This is a genomic window from Coprococcus phoceensis, assembly GCF_900104635.1.
GTDB lineage: Bacteria > Bacillota > Clostridia > Lachnospirales > Lachnospiraceae > Faecalimonas > Faecalimonas phoceensis.
On sequence record NZ_FNWC01000007.1, the window covers coordinates 1265693 to 1283910 of the forward strand.

General features: G+C 40.0%; 18 protein-coding genes. 1 reads left to right on the top strand and 17 read right to left on the bottom strand.

Going from position 1 to position 18218, the window contains the following annotated elements; translation table 11 throughout:
• Positions 1-17 precede the first annotated feature (17 nt).
• The 4 genes from BQ5364_RS09875 to BQ5364_RS09890 form a co-directional block, all read right to left on the bottom strand.
• Positions 18-1280, bottom strand: coding sequence for a hypothetical protein (locus BQ5364_RS09875; protein ID WP_083382813.1), 1263 nt, complete (start codon positions 1278-1280; stop codon positions 18-20).
• Positions 1240-1845 (bottom strand): hypothetical protein, encoded by a 606-nt coding sequence (locus BQ5364_RS09880; RefSeq protein WP_022250371.1) that lies wholly within the window; start codon positions 1843-1845, stop codon positions 1240-1242. Before BQ5364_RS09880 ends, BQ5364_RS09875 begins: the two co-directional genes overlap by 41 nt.
• A gap of 347 nt (positions 1846-2192) precedes the next feature.
• On the bottom strand, positions 2193-3800 hold the full coding sequence (locus BQ5364_RS09885; protein WP_022250372.1) for a hypothetical protein: 1608 nt from the start codon (positions 3798-3800) through the stop codon (positions 2193-2195).
• 151 nt (positions 3801-3951) lie between these two features.
• Positions 3952-5103 (bottom strand): double-cubane-cluster-containing anaerobic reductase, encoded by a 1152-nt coding sequence (locus tag BQ5364_RS09890; protein ID WP_004612734.1) that lies wholly within the window; start codon positions 5101-5103, stop codon positions 3952-3954.
• A gap of 212 nt (positions 5104-5315) precedes the next feature.
• Here BQ5364_RS09890 and BQ5364_RS09895 point away from each other — a divergent pair, with 212 nt between their 5' ends.
• Positions 5316-6269, top strand: a complete 954-nt coding sequence (locus tag BQ5364_RS09895; RefSeq protein WP_004612736.1) for a phospho-N-acetylmuramoyl-pentapeptide-transferase — start codon at positions 5316-5318, stop codon at positions 6267-6269.
• Positions 6270-6317: 48 nt separating this feature from the next.
• On the opposite strand, the gene BQ5364_RS09900 is transcribed toward BQ5364_RS09895, so the two are convergent.
• The 13 genes from BQ5364_RS09900 to BQ5364_RS09960 all read right to left on the bottom strand — a co-directional run bounded on the left by BQ5364_RS09900 (position 6318) and on the right by BQ5364_RS09960 (position 18198).
• The gene (locus BQ5364_RS09900) at positions 6318-7592 is read right to left on the bottom strand and encodes a redoxin family protein (protein WP_022250373.1); all 1275 of its coding nucleotides are present in this window, start codon (positions 7590-7592) and stop codon (positions 6318-6320) included.
• A 6-nt stretch (positions 7593-7598) separates the two neighbouring features.
• The gene (locus BQ5364_RS09905) at positions 7599-8900 is read right to left on the bottom strand and encodes a dicarboxylate/amino acid:cation symporter (RefSeq protein ID WP_071144239.1); all 1302 of its coding nucleotides are present in this window, start codon (positions 8898-8900) and stop codon (positions 7599-7601) included.
• Complete coding sequence (gene rfbD, locus BQ5364_RS09910; RefSeq protein ID WP_044987799.1) at positions 8893-9753, bottom strand: dTDP-4-dehydrorhamnose reductase; 861 nt, start codon at positions 9751-9753, stop codon at positions 8893-8895. Before rfbD ends, BQ5364_RS09905 begins: the two co-directional genes overlap by 8 nt.
• A 58-nt stretch (positions 9754-9811) precedes the next feature.
• Positions 9812-10108, bottom strand: coding sequence for a hypothetical protein (locus BQ5364_RS09915; protein ID WP_004613740.1), 297 nt, complete (start codon positions 10106-10108; stop codon positions 9812-9814).
• A 70-nt stretch (positions 10109-10178) separates the two neighbouring features.
• Positions 10179-11462, bottom strand: a complete 1284-nt coding sequence (gene hisIE, locus BQ5364_RS09920; protein WP_004613741.1) for a bifunctional phosphoribosyl-AMP cyclohydrolase/phosphoribosyl-ATP diphosphatase HisIE — start codon at positions 11460-11462, stop codon at positions 10179-10181.
• Positions 11462-12055, bottom strand: coding sequence for an imidazoleglycerol-phosphate dehydratase HisB (hisB, locus tag BQ5364_RS09925; protein ID WP_071144240.1), 594 nt, complete (start codon positions 12053-12055; stop codon positions 11462-11464). The genes hisIE and hisB overlap by 1 nt, the downstream gene beginning before the upstream one ends.
• Before the next feature lie 11 nt (positions 12056-12066).
• Positions 12067-13359: a histidinol dehydrogenase gene (gene hisD / locus BQ5364_RS09930; protein WP_004613743.1), complete on the bottom strand. Its 1293-nt coding sequence runs from the start codon at positions 13357-13359 to the stop codon at positions 12067-12069.
• 1 nt (position 13360) lies between these two features.
• Positions 13361-14005, bottom strand: coding sequence for an ATP phosphoribosyltransferase (hisG, locus tag BQ5364_RS09935; protein ID WP_004613744.1), 645 nt, complete (start codon positions 14003-14005; stop codon positions 13361-13363).
• Positions 14002-15258 (bottom strand): ATP phosphoribosyltransferase regulatory subunit, encoded by a 1257-nt coding sequence (gene hisZ, locus BQ5364_RS09940; RefSeq protein WP_004613745.1) that lies wholly within the window; start codon positions 15256-15258, stop codon positions 14002-14004. The genes hisG and hisZ overlap by 4 nt, the downstream gene beginning before the upstream one ends.
• 70 nt (positions 15259-15328) lie before the next feature.
• On the bottom strand, positions 15329-15862 hold the full coding sequence (locus tag BQ5364_RS09945) for a Holliday junction resolvase RecU (RefSeq protein ID WP_004613746.1): 534 nt from the start codon (positions 15860-15862) through the stop codon (positions 15329-15331).
• Positions 15863-15866: 4 nt separating this feature from the next.
• Entirely contained in the window at positions 15867-16838 is a 972-nt protein-coding gene (locus BQ5364_RS09950) for an RluA family pseudouridine synthase (RefSeq protein ID WP_004613747.1), read from the bottom strand.
• A 9-nt stretch (positions 16839-16847) separates the two neighbouring features.
• Positions 16848-17423 (bottom strand): hypothetical protein, encoded by a 576-nt coding sequence (locus tag BQ5364_RS09955; RefSeq protein WP_071144241.1) that lies wholly within the window; start codon positions 17421-17423, stop codon positions 16848-16850.
• 16 nt (positions 17424-17439) lie between these two features.
• Positions 17440-18198: an SDR family NAD(P)-dependent oxidoreductase gene (locus BQ5364_RS09960; RefSeq protein WP_071144242.1), complete on the bottom strand. Its 759-nt coding sequence runs from the start codon at positions 18196-18198 to the stop codon at positions 17440-17442.
• Positions 18199-18218 lie beyond the last annotated feature (20 nt).

Here is an 18218-nt window from a genome sequence, read left to right on the forward strand (position 1 = left end):
CTTTCTTCTGCTGACTCTTAATATACAAGATCACCTGGAATGTCATATTCTCTCCACTTCACACTCAGACATTTGGCAACTTTTTCTTCCAGTTCCACCATAGCTCTACCAGATACCCCTTTACTCTGAGCAAGAAAAAGAATTTCTCCAATCCCACAATACACTTCGTATGCCGTACATGGTACATCACCAAAGGTTGCTTTATAACGATCCACAATCTCTGCAACATTCTTTTTTCCAAACCCTTGTTTTGTCATGATTCCGATTATGGTATTGACCGGATACTCTATGGAAATAGCACACAATTTTTCCACAGTTCCTTTCAATGCATTTTTATAGCATTCGAAGGTCGAAAGCAGATTTTCTGTAAACTGTTGAAATTCTACGGAATTATTATGTCGCATCCGCATATCCGAACCCAATGCAATCTTTCGTTTTCCTTCCATCAGGCTGTAAAAGATATTCGCACCTGATGCTGCTACATCAGAAGATGTAATGCGTATAGTCGCTGTGAGCTTTTCCTTTACCTGCTTTCCATACTTTTCCATGATTTCTTCATACACCTCTTCCAACCGCTTGTCTTCAATCTGCCAAGTTGCTGATACCATAGTCTGGTCTGCATAGCCCTCTAAAAAGGTGCTCTTTTTATACTCTCCGCGTATGTAAACACTGGCAAGCATAAATACTTCTGGTAAGGGATATACTTGATACCCATTTTTTTCCGCAGAGTGTACTGCACGTACCTTTCCTTCTGAAACACGAAGTAATGCTTTCCCTTTAGCAACTTTCAGACACTGATTCAATATTTCTGCAAGTACGGCAGGCCTTACATTTGACAATGCTGCACCGCTGATTCGTGCCCTGTTTTCTAAAGTCGAGATTGCAGAACTTCCCAACTGGTAAACTTCTTCCTTATCCGTTTTCAGCAAAAGGTGTGAATGGTTTTTTGTATCTTTTAATACTTCCATACAGATACATTCATCCTCACCTTTAGGACTTTCTAATAGTTGTCCTACTTCATATACACGCAGTTTTTTACTTGGAACTTCAAACCATATTGCATGCTTTTCAACCTGTTCCAGATATCGATGCAGTTCCACTTCTTTCGAAAATGATTTTGAGAAACTGTCTGCAAACCATCGTCCCGTAGGTGTATTATGCAATTTCAGGCAAATCTTCCATCCACCGTCTACTGACCGGAACTGATAGCCTTCCCGTTTCATGTGTTCTATTTCCTCCTTACTTGGCAGACTCCCTTCCCATAGAATACTTGTCTGCATACATTCGCCTCCTTCCATTTGGCTGATATACAAAAATCTCTCTGTTCCGTATAAAATACAACTGGTAATTTTCCAGACAAAGAAAAACATCAAGTCCTGTCTGTTCCTGTACTTTCTGCAGCCTGTCGATTTCTTTCTCATCATTTAAAATCTTTTTCATAGGAAGATAGCCTTCCCCTTCTTTTTCTTCCTTCTTTCCCACTGGAAAAAGGTGCATTCCCTGATACAGCAGACACTCCTTCGAATTTGAAACTGCCTTATTTTTCTGTTCGAGGATTGTAGCAATGCATTTCTTCAGATAATCCGGTATTGTCCATCCTGTCAAGACTTCAAAACAAGTTTCCACTGATTCCCGGTCTTTACTGTTCTGATGTATCTTTAAAAGATCAGCTGCAATTCCGGTAATTTCAAAATCTGCTTCTTCTAAAATATCTGCCAGCACTGTGTCTGCATCCTGAATGACCGCTTCATCGTTCATCTGCTTTTCTAAAAAAGTAAGTGTTTCAAATAATCTTCCTGTTTTCTGTTGTTTTCTTAGCTGCTCTACATCGTTCCTTTGACACATTCCTTTTTCTCCTTTCTTTTCGTTTTTTCATGTGTTCCTCCTTTCACGCACAAAAAAAGACACAAAGAAGAACCATTGTCTTTTTGTGTCTGTCTATCTATGCGTTTTAAAACGATTGTTAAAAGTTCTCTTCCGGAAACAAATCCGGAACAAAATTTGACTTATGGAAATCATTATATTGTTTCCATATAAAATGAAGTCACCTAAAGATTAACACAATATATAGTATGTGTCAATCTCTCTATGTGCATATTTAGTATTTAACATGAAACTTCTTTCTTATCCCATATACTTGCCTAATTTTTCCCATTCAGGAGCAGAGGCATTCAGCATCTGCTCCTTTTCGTTCAACTACTCTCGTAGTCTTCTGTGATATCATTTCTTTGAACCAATACAATCTTGTTCTCCTCATCATAATATCGACAGACAATCTCTTTTCTTCTATATCCGCCCATGTCATCTGACACTCCAAAAGAAATTTGATATTCACCGTCTTCTTTGTCAAGGCGATTTATCATGTACTCCGGCTCCATACATGCGATTACCCAGTCCTGATCTTCTGAAACAACACATTCTTTGGAATACTCAATCATTGCGTTTCTATAATCCCATCCTTCTTCCGGTGGCAGCGTATGTTCATCTGCGTTTCCTGAATATCGGATAAAATAGTCATTTTTCAAATCCAAATAGTAGAACCAGTCGCTGTTTTTGTATACAAACTTCTCTGCGATTGAATTTAATACATGTTCCTTATCGCTGTTTCCAAATACAACATATATTTTGTCTTCTCGCCCTGGCAAGTATAAGATCTTAATCTGGATCCATTCAAACTGCTTATTTTCTTTTTCAAAACGTAAATCCAAACTCTGCTCCTTTTTTAGTGCTGCCATTTCTTTCAAATGTTTGATTTCAAAAAATTCAAGCAACTCCTGTCTTTCTGATTCTATATCCAACTGCTCTAACATTTTGGGCAACTGATCCGCTAGTTGAAGCGTATTGTCTTGATACAATTGTGTTTGAACGCCCATCGTCTTCAAAACCTGCACTTTTTCAGTGAGCAGATCAACTTCTAAAATTGCTTTATATAAATTAATAAAAGCATCTAAAATTGCATTTTTTTCTTTTGCAAGCAAAGACATTTGTTTCTTTGATTCAATATCATAAGTGATAAACAATATTTTTTTTAAATTTCCTGTCTTTACATAAAGAGCTTTTCCTTCCACCCATGTATACGTATCAAAACGTGTTTTCGTACGAAATTCTATTTTAACAATTTGATTCTCTTCTACAATCTGTGTAAGTCCTCTCTCAGAAAATACTGCCTCCACTTTCTGTATATCATCAGGATGCACGAATCTTGAAATGACAGAGAAGATATCTGTCTCCTCTGTTATTTCCGAATATTTATCTTTTCTATAAAAAATAGTGCGGATTGTGAGGTCGACTGCATCTATCTCAAATAGTTCATCACACATCTCTATGAAATAAGGAGAATACATTTTCAATTTTTTCAAATCAACAACCTTGTGTTTGTCATCCTCCCGGATTTCCAACTCCATCTGCTCTGTTACATCTTTATGAAATCCTTTTATTCTTACTCCCGCTTTATACGATTCATCCCTGAAAGCACCACATCGAACAAAAGTCCATCCTTTTTTCGGATGATACCAAGGATATCGCGCTTCTGTTGTATAATTTTTTTTCAGATTATTTATAGCTTCTTCTATCATCTGAACGTAGGTAGAATCAATTCTTTCAAACCAAAATTGATGCATCTCTTCCGGTGACATTTCCTTGTCATTCCCCATGATCAAATGCATCATCGGATCTCCATACATTCTCGGCTGTCCTTCTTCGGGATACTCAATGACCCAGAAACCAACTTTCATCTTGCTGATAATATCTGTTTTATCAATGATATCCATCAGCATATCCTGATTCTTAAGAAATTCCATTTATCCTCCATTCTGTAAGTTATTTCTTTTCACTCACAAATTAAGACTTTCATCTTATAACTAACCTACCATATTATATACACTTCAAGAGAAAACTTCAAGTAAAGAAAAAGGACAGAACTTACACATTCCACCCTTTTCTCACAGTACTCTACAGCATCTCAATAAACGCTGCAATCCTTGTATTCAATTGACCAATATCTGCCTGTGAGTAATCTGTCTCCACGCTGATATATGGAATATTCTTTTTCTCGTTTACAAATCTGCGGATTCCAAGCGACTCCACATTATATGTGTGACAGGCCTGCAATATCATCTCCACAACACCGTCTACCTTGTATTCATCAATCAGTCTTCCGAGCAGCTCTAAACGATTTGGATTCGGTGTCATCACAGAACATCCTATATTTAGATATCGTCTTGCCAGAGCATCATAGATATCCGGATTCTCTTCATCTACCAGCTTATCAATAGATTTTGCACCTGTACAGCTTTCGTATGTAACAACGATTCCGCCATTCTCCTCGATTGCTTTGATGACCTTTTCTGTCGCTCCGCCAATTGGACATCCGGTCACAAGAATACGCGGTTTCTTTTCTTCCATCTTCCCTTCTGCATACTCCTGATTGATCTTAGCGACAAGTGCGTCAACTTCTGCCGGAATCTGAGAACGGTCAAACTTGAATGTACTTCCATACAATACCTTAAAAAGATCATGACCTTTGATCGGAGCCGGATCATGTTTCATTACTTCATACAGCCTTTTTAAAGAACGTCTTCCTGCATTATTCATCTTCACCGCATCACGAATCTGCTCTTCTGTAATCGTAGTGTTGAATTTTTTCTCTAAATATTCTTTGAATTTGATAATCTCTTTCTTCCAAAGCTCTAATGCATCCTCACTTTGCGAGTTTGGAAGTTCCATCAGGTATACATCTTTGAATTCTGACATATATTCATACATTTTCTTTTTCCCATCACAGGTTGTCTCCCCGACAACAACATCAGAAAAATAGAAGAACGGACATTTATCTGTCTTTGCAAAACCATAACTGGATTTGATCAATGGACATAAGTTTTTCGGCAAATCTTTTTCTGCTTCTGAAATAGTCTCGTCAGACGTAGAACATAATCCCACTGTTGCAGCGCCCATTGCAAGTGCAATCTCCTGCGGAAAATAGGTACAATAAGCCCCCACAACCGGAACACCTTTGTCTTTTAATTCTTTTACTGCCAAAAATGAATTTTTTCTCTGTTCTGCAAATTCCTCAAATACTTCTGGTAATTCTTTAATAATTTCCATGATTTTTTCCCTCTCTTGTGCTGAAATCTTATAAAATGATTGTAGCAAAACGGAATTTTCAAAGCAAATAGAATTTCCCGATAAATCTATAGGAATTTTGAATATATTTTTACATTCTCGTATTCATTTTTTCAGAATGACTTTCCATACAAAATATGTTAAAATAAAGAAAAAACCAAAGAAAGGATTGCCTATTAAGGACAAAAGAGAAAATGATGTATCAATTATTTAACAACTATTTGAATACCACTCAGCTGATCATGACCGGTATTCTCTTTACGTTTTTCATTACATTTCTCGCGCTGAAGTTTCCACTTCCTTTTTTGCCGGTGGATCAGGGACGCGAGTTTGCAATCAACGGAAAACTTTCAAAAGGAAAGATTCGAGGCGTGGGATTGACTTTTGTACTCTGTTTTATCATCAGTAGTATATTGTTTCTGCCAATTGACCGTGAGTATATCATCTATCTGATATTACTTTTCTGCGTCATGCTAAGCGGATATCTGGATGATGCAGCGGACACCCCATGGAGTGATTACAAAAAGGGATTCATAGACCTGATCATCTCAATCGTGACTATGCTGACATTCGTAAATTATAATACTACGGTGATCCACTTTTTCGAGACAGAACTTGTCATTCCGAAAGCGGTGTATGTCATACTTGGAATTATTTTGATCTGGGTATCGATCAATGTGACAAACTGCTCTGACGGAGTGGACGGACTTTGCGCAAGTCTGTGTACTGTATCACTGATTTCTTTCAGTTTGATCTTTAAAGATGTACTTGGTATGTATACAAATGCAAACTTCTTATTTGTCGCAGTTTTACTTGCCTATTTGTATTTCAACACCTCTCCGAGCAGTATGCTTATGGGAGATGCCGGATCGCGTGCGCTTGGGTTTTATCTTGCAATCATCACAGTCAAATCAGGACATCCATTCCTTTACATCCTGCTGGCAGCAGTGTTAATTGTTGACGGTGGACTAGGACTTGTGAAGATATTTTTAAAACGTTTTTTAAAAATATCAATTTTAAAAAATACTCGTACTCCGATTCATGACCACTTGAGAAAAAATCACAACTGGTCTGATACGCAAGTCGTAATTCGATTTATTATCATCCAAGTGATTTGCTCTGTACTTGCATTTCTTTTGCTTGTATAACGTATATAAAAAAATAGAATGTGACCACATTGGCACATTCTATTTTTTCTATTTGCGTTTTCCCTCCAGCGTCTGCTCAATGATATTTTTCATCATATCTTCATTCAGAGCGCCACTCACATATCCAAAAACATTCCCCTCTCGGTCAATCATAAACGTAGTAGGGAAAGAGGAAATCCCATATTCCGAGAAAAGATCTCCGGTTGTATCCATAAGTGTCGGATACGTATAACCACTTTCATCTAAAAATGCTTTAATGCCTGCTTCATCTTTTTCCTGGCCTAGTCCGGGTGCAGCTACACCTAGAATGATGACAGCATTGTCCCCTTCCGTCTCATAGGTCTCATAAAGCTTTTGAATATCCGGCATCTCGCTTCGGCACGGTCCACACCAGGTAGCCCAAAAGTTCAAAAATACAGTCTTTCCTTTATAATCAGAAAGCGTATGCTCATTTCCGAACTGATCTTTCAGTGTAAAATCAATTGCCGGAACGACAGTTTCTTTGGATTCCTCTTCCTTATTTTCTTCTTTGTCTTCCGACGCATCCTCTGATTCCTTCTCTGTCTCTTCCTGTGATTCTAAATTTGCATTTGTGCCTCCGGACAAGTAGCCGGTAAATGCATTCATTTTTCCGGTAAACATCAAAACACCCATCAGGATCATCAGCGCGCCACCTACTTTTACCGTGTATTTGACTACATTCATATGACTTTTAAAAAATTCCAAAAGCGTTGTTGTGAACAGACCAACGGCAAGAAATGGAAGTACAAATCCTACCGTGTATACGCCGATTAACATAAAACCCATAACCTTTGTGTTTGCAGACGCCGCCATTAACAAAACACTGGTAAGCGCCGGACCCACGCATGGTGTCCACGCAAAGCTGAATGTAAATCCCATGATCAATGCAGTGAGCGGAGACATCGCCAGCTTGTCCAAATGAAATGGAAGTCTGCGCTCTTTTCCAAGCACACGGCTGTTTCCAAATACGCCAAGCTGATAGAACCCAAATAATACAATAATAACACCACCGATTCTGGCAAATAGCATCTGATTTTTATTTAAAAAACTTCCAAGTGCCGATACCCCAAGACCAAGCGCAAAAAAAGCAAAACTGACGCCTATGACAAAGCAGAGCGTATGAATCATTACTTTGCTTTTTTGATAGTGTATTTTCCCATCCGCTCCCCGTTTTCCTGTACCTCCTGACAGATAGCCGATATAAAGCGGAATCAACGGCAATACACATGGGGAGAAGAAACTAAGGAGTCCCTGAAAAAATACAGTTAATGCAGGAACACTGACATCCAGTGAAAAATTCATACTTTTCTATTCCTTTCCTGATATATTTGATTTTGAAACGGAGTTTTTAAACACCTCACGATCCAGCATCTTATTTTGATGTGCCACAATTGTTGTGCAGACTGCATCCCCGGTAATATTTACTGCAGTCCTTGTCATATCCAGAATTCGGTCAATTCCCATAATCAAGGCAATACCCTCCACCGGGAGATTCACTGAATTAAATACCATAGTAAGCGTAATCAGACCAACTCCTGGAACACCGGCTGTTCCGACTGATGCAAGCGTTGCTGTTCCGATGACTGTCATGTAATCCATCATATCCAACTGAATTCCAAATGCCTGTGCGACAAACACAACTGCAACTCCCTGCATGATCGCGGTTCCATCCATATTGATGGTCGCACCAAGCGGCACTGTAAAAGAAGAGATTTTTTTGGATACACCCATCTTTTTTGCCAACGCATCAATCGACAACGGAATCGTTGCATTGGATGTCGCTGTCGAAAAAGCAAACGCCATAACCGGAAAGAAGTTCTTGATAAAAATAATCGGATTCAAACCAGTAAAAATTTTAAGCATTCCAAGATAAACGATAAAACATTGCATCGCCAGTCCAACCAGTACTGCCAGCATATATTTTAACATCGGGATAAACGCATCAAATCCGATGCCCGCAAATGTCTTTGCAATCAAGCAGAATACACCAATCGGTGCAACTGCCATAACCATCATTGTCATTTCCATCATAATGTCATTGAACTGACCAAAGAAATTCGATACAGTCTCCACCCGATCTCCGAGCTTTGCAAGAATAATTCCCACAATTAGGGCGAATACAATAATCTGCAGCATCTCACCATTGGCAAGTGCAGAAAATGGGTTCGTCGGAATGATGTTTAGCAGCGTATCTGCAAAATTGGTTGCCTCTGCGCTTCCGACATCTTTTGCCGCCTCAATGGATGAGATATCCAACCCGATTCCCGGATCGATCACATTGGCAACCGAGAGCGCCAACGCAATCGCACAAGCAGTTGTAGCAAGGTAAAACAGCATTGTTTTTACGCCGACCTGTCCCAGTTTTTTTGTATCCCCGATAGACATACTTCCGCAGACAAGCGAACAAAACACAAGCGGTGCGACAAGCATCTGCATCAATCGAATGAAGCCTTGTCCTACTACATAGAATATTCCATTGATAATAATGTCATCTCGAATCTGCCCAGACGGCACAAAATAGTGCAGAAGAACACCTGCAATCGCGCCAAGAATCAGACTTATGAAAATACGTGTGGTCAATCCAACCTTTTTCTTCTCTGTTTTACTCATCCCGTGTACCTCCATAATTCTCTTTCAAAAATATTTTTAGAGACTCCCTCCACTCTGGCATCTCCTGCATATTCAAAATTCGTAAAATAAAATTATCGAGCACCGCATATGCCGGGCGGACAGAAGAAAATTCGGATTCCTTTGTCGGTACCGGCTGAATCGTCACGTCATGATCTGTCAACCTCAGAATCTCTTTTGCAAACTCGTACCGGCTGCAGGTTCCCTTCGCCGTAATATGGTAGGTGCCATATTCGTTGGTATCCATAAGTTCCAATAACAATCTTGCGAGATCGTTGGCACTTGTCGGCGAACCAAACTGATCTGATGCAACCGGAAGCACATGCTCTGTCTTTACGCGCTCCAATAGATTGCTCACAAAATTTTTGCCTTTTCCATAAATCCAATTGCTTCGAATAATAAAATGCTTTTCTGTAAACTCTTTTACATAATTTTCACCGGCACGCTTTGAACGCCCGTAAACCGTTTTAGGATTTGTATCGTCAAACTCGCAGTATGGTTCACTACTCTGCCCGTCAAACACATCATCTGTAGAAATCTGAACTAATTTTGCACCAATCTTTCTAGCTGCAATACTCAAATTTCTTGCTCCAAGTGCATTGACTTTATATGCCAGCTCCGGATTTTTCTCACATAAAGCAACATCGGTAATTCCCGCACAGTTGATGATCACATCCGGTCTGTTGAGCTCTGCAAAATTCAACACCTCGTCAATCTCTGTAATATCTAATTCTTCCACATCTGTGTTTAACAATTCAAATGCAAGTGGATCGGCGACATCTGTAATTGCAGTTCCCACTTGTCCGCTTGCACCTGAAACCCAAATTTTCATCATGGCTCTCATGTTTTTTCCTCCTTGTATATGATAACTATTCTCAGTATAACAAATAGAACTAATCTATGTCAATTTGACGTTCAATCTCCTGAATAATCTTTTTGCTGTCAACTGCCGCGTATTGCGCTCCTTTATAGTCCATTGCAACAAACAGGGCAAACAACAAAATAGCAATAAACATGCGCACTCCAAATGTACTGTGTGATCCTGTCATCTCATGTTCCTCCTGTGTATCATACAATTTCGTATAAAACGACTGATATCTTGGATGTACCGCAGGCGGGATTTTTTTGTCACTGTAAATCGTCCTTGCCCGCCTAAGCAGTTCCTCTCTCCTTTTTTCGGATTCCGTCATATTTTTTCTCCATTATAAAAAGCATACATCATTTATTCTAATGTATGCTTTCCGAAGGTCTTTTAGACACCTATCTGTCTGCAAGTTCTTTAATGATATCTTCCCATGTCACACCACGTTCCACCATAAGCACCATCGCATGATACAGAAAATCAGACAGTTCATATTTTACTTCTTCCGGATTCGGATTCTTTGCGGCAATGACAAGTTCTGTCGCTTCCTCACCGACTTTTTTCAGTATCTTATCAATTCCTTTGTCAAACAGGTAATTCGTATACGAGCCTTCTTTCGGATTCTTTTTCCGATCCACAATTGTCTCGTACACTGTCTCAAATACCTGCAGCGGATTGGTCTCATCATAATCCGTTCCGACTAAAGGCTGGAAAAAACAAGTCGGATTGCCAGTATGGCACGCCGGTCCCACCTGATCTACTTTTGCGAGCAACGTATCCCTGTCACAATCAATAGTCAATGATTTTACATATTGATAGTGCCCGGATGTCTCACCTTTCACCCACTGCGTTTTACGGCTCCTGCTGTAATAAGTCATTTTGCCTGTTTTAATTGTATGATCAAACGCCTCTTCATTCATATATGCGAGCATCAGAACTTCTCCGGTCTTATAGTTTTGAACAATGACAGGAATCAGTCCGTCTGAATTCAGCTTAAACTCTGTGAATTCCATGATGCTTTCAAAAGAAGTCATCTTGATATTTTCCTGAGAACATTTCTTCTTAAATTCTGCAAAATCCAGGTCCGGCTGGCTGATAAATTTTCCAGATACGCCTTTGATTCCCGGACACTTCAAAATTTGGAGAATCTCTTCCTCCTCCATCGCATCTGTCAATACAACACTTGGAATATCTGTAATGTTCATCACAGAATCCAAATCCAGCCTGTGCATAAATAAGATCGAGCTGGAACACTCTTCAATCAGGTGCTGCTGCTTAAATAAGGCATCGAAGTCATTTAAGGAGACTGCTATCTTTTCTTTCCCGAAACGTTTTGAGACATCCTCAATCAACTCTACAGATAATGCCTTTGAAAAATTCAAAATTGCCCGTTTTGCACCGGTATATAAAATCTTTTTCACATCTTCCTGACGTCTTATGTTTCCTCCGGCAACCATTGGAATTCGGATTACCCGATTCATTTTTTTCATAAGATCAATTGCATGATCATGTTCCTCATCTGTGGTAGACAAATCAAACACAAGCAATTCATCTGCCCCCATGTCATTATATTTTTTTGCAAGTTTCACTACATCATCGGAAAGTATTTCCAAATTGTCAAACCATTTTACTGCTTTCCCCTGATAGATAAAAATACAAGGAATCAACCTTTTATAATTCATTATGCCAAACTTCCTTTCGTAGACCAAACTTCTTTTATACGAGGTTCTTTCATCACTGCCTCGTCCAGTGCTTTTCCAAATACTTTAAACAAAGCCTCTGCCATATGGTGATTATTTCCACCATCGATTACTTTCAGATGCAGGTTCATAGCCGCGCTGTAGGAGACTGCATAAAAGAATTCCCGAATCATCTCTGTGTCAAGCGCACCGATTTTCTCTGCCGTAAACTCTGCTGAAAAATTCAGATACGGTCTTCCGGAAAGATCAATTGCACATAGGACAAGCGTTTCATCCATCGGCAGCATGAAATTTCCATATCTTCTGATCCCCCTTTTCTCGCCGAGTGCTTGAAGAATTGCCTGACCAAGCACAATGCCCGTGTCCTCTATCGTATGGTGACAATCAACCTCTAAATCACCTTTTACAGAAACACTGAGATCAAACAGACCATGTCTTGCAAACCCATCCAGCATATGATCAAAAAATCCAATGCCGGTATGGATGTCTGTTTTCCCAGAACCGTCAAGATTCAGCGTCAAAGAGATGTCTGTCTCTTTTGTTTTTCTTGTACAAGTAACTATTCTTTCTTCCATATCTTTTTCCTCTATTTTTCAAATCGGACTTTGATCGAATTAGCGTGTGCCGTCAGTTTTTCTGCCTCTGCAAATTGCTCTATATCGCTGTGAATTGCCTCCAGCGCTTCTTTCGAATATGCGATGATGCTTGATTTTTTAATAAAATCATCCACCCCAAGCGGCGAGAAAAATTTTGCAGTTCCGTTCGTCGGCAATACATGATTCGGTCCTGCAAAATAATCACCAAGCGGCTCACTGCTGTACTCTCCGATAAAAATCGCACCTGCATTGCGAACCCGCATCATCACATCATACGGGTTCGCTGTCATGATCTCCAAATGTTCCGAGGCAATCTCGTTCGCAATATCGATCACTTCCTCCATCGTATCTGCAACGAGAATGTAACCATAATTTTCCAAAGATTTTTTCATGATCTCTGTGCGGGACAATTCTTCCACAAATACTTCTACCTGCTTGGACACCTCCTTGGCAAGTGTCTCACTTGTCGTCACGAGAATTGCCGATGCCAGTTCGTCATGTTCTGCCTGTGACAACAAGTCAGCCGCCACATATCTTGGATTCGCTGTCTCATCTGCAATGACAAGGATCTCGCTTGGTCCTGCAATTGAGTCGATGCTCACATGACCATATACCGCTTTTTTTGCCAATGCTACATAAATATTCCCAGGTCCTACAATTTTGTCAACTTTTGGAATGGAATCTGTCCCGTAAGCAAGTGCTGCAATCGCCTGCGCACCGCCGACCTTATAAACCACATCTACTCCTGCCTCATTCGCTGCCACCAGTGTGTTCGGATTGATCTTCCCATCTTTCCCAGGGGGAGTGACCATCACAATTTCTTCCACTCCTGCTACCTTTGCCGGAATGACATTCATTAGTACAGAAGACGGGTAGACTGCTTTTCCGCCTGGTACATAGACACCCACCCTTTGCAGCGCAGTTACCTTTTGCCCAAGCATGGTTCCGTCTGGTTTGCTGTCAAACCAACTATACTGTTTCTGCTTTTCATGGTAGATACGAATATTTTCTTTTGCTTTTCGTATGATTTCCACAAGAGATTCATCTACCAGATCATATGCCTGCGCAATCTCTTCTTTTGTCACAGTAATTGTATCCGCTGTAATATCCGCACCGTCAAACTGTTTTGTATAATCAAAAACAGCCTGATCCTTTTCATTTTTTACATGTTCCAAAATTTCCAAAACACGGGATTCGTATTGGGTATACTGGTTCGGACTTCTTTGCAACAAATCTTCCAGCAGATTTGTCTTTGTCTCATAGTTCAATTTTTGTATTCTCATCTCATGCCTCCTGTAAAATCATTCTCAATTTTGTCAGCAATTCTTTGATCCGCTCATTTTCCATTCGCATACTAACCGGATTGACAATCATTCTTGCAGACAATGGACATACCTCTTCTAACACTTCCAAACCATTTTCCCGAAGTGTAGATCCGGTCTCCACAATATCTACGATAACTTCCGACAATCCTACAAGCGGTGCAAGTTCTATCGAGCCGTTCAGCTTAATGATCTCGACTGTCTGATGCTTTTTGTTATAAAAATAATCCTTCGCGATATTCGGATATTTTGTCGCAACACGAATCAGCTCATGATGATTTAAAAGCTCCTTTGCTCTTGAGGGACCACACACACACATTCGGCAGTTTCCAAACTGTAAATCTAGTACCTCATATGTTTTTCGTCCTTCTTCTAATATCGTATCTTTTCCAACCACACCAATATCAGCTGCTCCATATTCTACATAAGTGGGAACATCCGGACCTTTTGCAAGAAAAAATTTTAATTTTAGTTCTTCATTTACAAAAATTAATTTTCTGGAATCTTTGTCCTTCATCTCCTCGCAAGTGATGCCAAGCTGCTCTAACAATTCCAGTGTTTTTTTCGCAAGCCGACCTTTTGTCAATGCAAATGTTAAATATCTCATATGATTTCCTCCCAACCGACTGTTTTTTTCTCATCTGTCAAAAGATTCGTCATTAAAATCTCGTCTTCTCTCTTCAGGTAGAACATTCCTCCACAGAAGTTCTGTCTCGCATATGACACATACTCATCCAAAAATCTGTCATCTGATTTTTTCACGAGCTCTGTCGGTTTCTCGGCAAGCCGAAATTCTTTTGCCAGCGCAATTGCTCTGCTGCGCTCACTTTCTTCATACAAGATCAACGTATTTTTCTGATGATACGGTATCTCCAGTTTCTGTCTTGAAATTGCGCCCATCAGTTCATCAATAACGATTGCAAATCCGATGGAAGGGAATTCCTTTCCAAATTTTTCTACAAGATGATCATAGCGTCCACCTTTCACAATTGCATCTCCCGTACCATATGTATAACCGCGGAATATAATGCCCGTATAATACCCATAGGTGCCGCTCATGCTGAGATCAAAGGTGATATATTTTTCAACTCCGTATGAAACCAAAATCTCATATGTCTCTGACAGGCGTTCCACTGCACGCAACGCTTTCTCACAAGAAACGATTTTTTTTGCGCATTCCATGATCTCGATTCCACCTGTCAGCTCCTCCAGCACTCGGAAAGCCGCCTTTGTCTCTTCTTTTACACCACAGTTATCCAGCAGCTCTTCCACACCGAAATAATTCCTGTTTGCAATCAATTCACGAAGCCTTGCCTCTTTTTCTTCTTCCAGACCTGCATCCTCCAACAGACTTTCAAAGAAATCAACATTTCCGATATAAATCTGAAATTCATTTAATCCGGCTGCCTTCAGACAGTCTGCAGCCAATGCAATCATCTCCGCATCCGCCTCCAAAGAATCAATTCCAAGGAGTTCCGCACCCATCTGCGTACTTTCCTTTAATTTTCCACGATAGCTTGAATGATTGATAAATGTGTTTCCATTATAACATAGACGGACCGGAAGTCCTTTTGAATCCAAAAAAGTTGCTGCAACTCTTGCGATTGACGGCGTAATATCCGGTCTCAACACAAGTGTATTCCCATCTCTGTCAAAAAATTTATAAAGTTCCTTTGAAGAGATTGTACCAATCTCTTTTCCGAAAACATCAAAAAACTCGAACATCGGTGTCTGTATATCTTGATATCCGTATAAGTGCAGAATCTCTTGTAATTTTTCCTCCAACATAAGCTTTCTTCTGCATTCAATCCCATAGATATCCCGAACTCCTTCCGGAGTATGTAAAATCTGCTGTCTCATAATCTCCTCCAATACTTTATTACGCTACCATATTAAAATAATGCTTATTATAACATTTTTTGAAAGATTGTCAATCCCTGAGATCCAAATCCTGCTGCAATGCTTCCAAATATGATACCAGACATCCATTTTTTAACTGGATAAAAAATGTCTGAGAAAGCTCTTCATATCGGATACTTTTTCTGCCTCCTGTTTTTGCGCGTTCCCAAAATTTTTGAATTTCAGAAAAACGCATATAATATAACTCGTTTCTGGTGCTGTAATAGATAATCAAGAATGCAATTCCTCCCTGCTTTTCAAAATTACTCATAAACGTCACCTGATGTTCATGAATATTTTGCAGCGGAAACGTGTCTGTATTACATTCCTTCGCATCAAAGCATACCGGAATCCCCTGTACCGCCCCAATGTAGTCAACAGTACTTCTCTGATCAAAATATGCCAGCGTGATATGACGATGCTCCTTATCAATCCGAACAGGAGTGATTGGCGTCGGAATTTTTTGAATCAACGCCAGTCCCTTTTCCAGATAACGTTCATTCGTCCGGTTGATCATATCCTCCAGTGTAGAACCGCGAAGTCCTCTTGAATTCCATGTCCCCATTTTTCTATTCCTCACTGTATTTTTCTGCTTTTAAAATATTCTGAAACAATTTTGGAAGTGGTGCCACAAATTTTCTTTCACTTAGATTCGACAACTCACCTGTACAGGCTGGCATTTCCAGCCGATAAGCATGTAACAACTGACTTTTCAGTCCATACTGCTCTTTTAGTCTATCGTTGACCTTTTTGCTCCCATACTTGTAGTCTCCGATAATCGGATATCCAATCGATGCCAGATGTGCCCTGATCTGATGCGTTCTACCGGTGATCAGATGCACTTCCAAATATGTATATTTTCCATTGCTCCACAAAGGCTCATATTCTGTCTCAATCGGCAGGCAATCCCCTTTTTCTGCCTTTGACACCGTTACTTTATTTGTCTTTTCGTCTTTTACAAGATATCCGCTCACCGACTGAGAATGTTTTACCTCACCTGCCACAAGACAGCGATAATATTTTCTCAGAGAACGATTTTTAAAAAGTGTTCCCATCTCCTGCAGCCCTGCAAGACTTTTCCCTGCTGCCACCAGTCCACTCGTATTGCGGTCCAAACGGTTGCAGACAGACGGTCTGAATTTTCTAAGTTCTTCCTCTGTCAATTGTCTTGTTTCAAGCATATATGAAATAATATGTTCCACAAGCGATTCATCATCGGCCGCTGCCTTTTGTGACAGCATCCCAACCGGTTTGTTGATCAGCAGTACATTCTCATCTTCATAGATAATATCAAGCGTTACATTGGTATGAACTGCATGGATATTGGAAAATTTTGCAATCGTCTCATCAGCCAAAAACAATTTTACAGAATCACCGACCGCCAGCTTTTCGTTTCCGGTTGCCTTTTTCCCATTCAATACAATATTTTTTTTTCGCAGCATTTTATATAAAAAGCTCTTTGGTGCCTCGTTTAAATACTTCGCCAGCATCTTATCCAGTCGCTGGCCGGCCTCATTTGCCGCTACAATAATTTCCTGCATAGTACTCCTCTATAATGAAATCTGAAATAACAGATGTCGAATTCCTTCTTCTTTTTTCTTTGTGTCAGGTCTGTTTGTTTCCGCCATATGCTGCATACTTTCTGCCCTTGCAAGGAATGCAGTATAATCCGTAAAAATTTTCACAGACACTTTTGTATACTGATTTTGCTCCAGCATCTGACGTAAATGTTTTCCGGTATAGACAGGATCTATTTTTTTCCCGGAAGAATACCCACAGATCGTATTGTCCAATATAATGATACTGTCAATGGGCATAAATTTGTCCTTACTCGTAAATACCAGATCAAATGCAACCGTCAAATCCTCTGCATGTTTCTGAATCTCTTTCGCTCGTTCCTCTGCAATCGAGTGATACGGAGAGATTGTGATTACCTCCACCAGCGCTTTTGCCGCCGGAAGGCATCCAAGTACGGCGACAACTGTCAAAAGATTCAGTCTTGTATGCGTCTGCCAGATACCAAGTATCAAAAGCGCGATGACAATTCCAAATTCCAGTACCGCTTTCAATATCAGTTGTTTTTTTCGCGCCTGAATATAGCCGGCTTCTCCTTTTGTAGCTTTCATTTCTTCGTTCCTTTCCTTACCAGAATTTTTTCATCGCTTTTAGAATCACACTGTGCGGAAGCAGCTTTGTTGCCGCCTCTGCTCCCTTCATCGCCGTCCCGTACACAGACAGTTCTTTGCCCTCTCGTGCATCAAGAAGCGCCTGTTTTACGACCGCTTCCGGTCTTGCCATCACCGCAGCCTTCATTTGATTTTTTTCTTTTTGTCCGGCAATTTCAAAAAACTCTGTCTCAACCGGTCCTGGACAAACTGCGGTCACAAAAATCTCTTCATCGCAAAGTTCTGTGCGAAGACTTCTGGAAAAACTAAGCACATAGGATTTTGTAGCTGCATAGACACTGAAAGACGGCTGCGGGCAAAATGCTGCCGCCGAGGCAACGTTCACAATTCTGCTTCCTCTTGTCATATATGGAATACAGATCTTTGTCATATGAGTCAGTGCTTTACAGTTTAACTCTATCATATCTAACTGATCCTCAGCAGAAAGTTTTTTCACTTCCCCAATTTTACCAAATCCTGCTGCATTCACAAGCATACGGATATCCGGATCTTTTTCTTTCAAGAGAACTTTTAGTTCTTGATAAATGTTTTGCTCACACAAATTACCTTCTAAAATACGCACATTGGTAAACATACAGCTTTTTAATTCTTCCAGCCGTTCTCTTCTGCGGGCAATCACCCATATCTCATCTAATTCTTTATACAAGTGCTCAATCTGTTTTACAAACTCTTTTCCAAGTCCAGAGGATGCGCCTGTTACAATCGCAATTTTCAATTTATTCACTTCTTTCTGAT

Excerpts from the sequence above, each read along its gene's own strand:
- BQ5364_RS09945 (WP_004613746.1), bottom strand. The coding sequence starts at position 15,862 with ATGGGGACATGGAATTCAAGAGGACTTCGCGGTTCTACACTGGAGGAT.
- BQ5364_RS09900 (WP_022250373.1), bottom strand. The coding sequence starts at position 7,592 with ATGAATTTTTCACTGGATGTCAGTGTTCCTGCATTAACTGTATTTTTT.
- BQ5364_RS09895 (WP_004612736.1), top strand. The coding sequence starts at position 5,316 with ATGATGTATCAATTATTTAACAACTATTTGAATACCACTCAGCTGATC.
- BQ5364_RS09890 (WP_004612734.1), bottom strand. The coding sequence starts at position 5,103 with ATGGAAATTATTAAAGAATTACCAGAAGTATTTGAGGAATTTGCAGAA.
- rfbD (WP_044987799.1), bottom strand. The coding sequence starts at position 9,753 with ATGATGAAAATTTGGGTTTCAGGTGCAAGCGGACAAGTGGGAACTGCA.
- BQ5364_RS09955 (WP_071144241.1), bottom strand. The coding sequence starts at position 17,423 with ATGAAAGCTACAAAAGGAGAAGCCGGCTATATTCAGGCGCGAAAAAAA.
- hisG (WP_004613744.1), bottom strand. The coding sequence starts at position 14,005 with ATGAGATATTTAACATTTGCATTGACAAAAGGTCGGCTTGCGAAAAAA.
- BQ5364_RS09950 (WP_004613747.1), bottom strand. The coding sequence starts at position 16,838 with ATGCAGGAAATTATTGTAGCGGCAAATGAGGCCGGCCAGCGACTGGAT.
- BQ5364_RS09905 (WP_071144239.1), bottom strand. The coding sequence starts at position 8,900 with ATGAGTAAAACAGAGAAGAAAAAGGTTGGATTGACCACACGTATTTTC.
- BQ5364_RS09885 (WP_022250372.1), bottom strand. The coding sequence starts at position 3,800 with ATGGAATTTCTTAAGAATCAGGATATGCTGATGGATATCATTGATAAA.
- BQ5364_RS09915 (WP_004613740.1), bottom strand. The coding sequence starts at position 10,108 with ATGACGGAATCCGAAAAAAGGAGAGAGGAACTGCTTAGGCGGGCAAGG.
- BQ5364_RS09875 (WP_083382813.1), bottom strand. The coding sequence starts at position 1,280 with ATGCAGACAAGTATTCTATGGGAAGGGAGTCTGCCAAGTAAGGAGGAA.
- hisD (WP_004613743.1), bottom strand. The coding sequence starts at position 13,359 with ATGAGAATACAAAAATTGAACTATGAGACAAAGACAAATCTGCTGGAA.
- hisB (WP_071144240.1), bottom strand. The coding sequence starts at position 12,055 with ATGGAAGAAAGAATAGTTACTTGTACAAGAAAAACAAAAGAGACAGAC.
- hisZ (WP_004613745.1), bottom strand. The coding sequence starts at position 15,258 with ATGAGACAGCAGATTTTACATACTCCGGAAGGAGTTCGGGATATCTAT.
- hisIE (WP_004613741.1), bottom strand. The coding sequence starts at position 11,462 with ATGAATTATAAAAGGTTGATTCCTTGTATTTTTATCTATCAGGGGAAA.
- BQ5364_RS09880 (WP_022250371.1), bottom strand. The coding sequence starts at position 1,845 with ATGTGTCAAAGGAACGATGTAGAGCAGCTAAGAAAACAACAGAAAACA.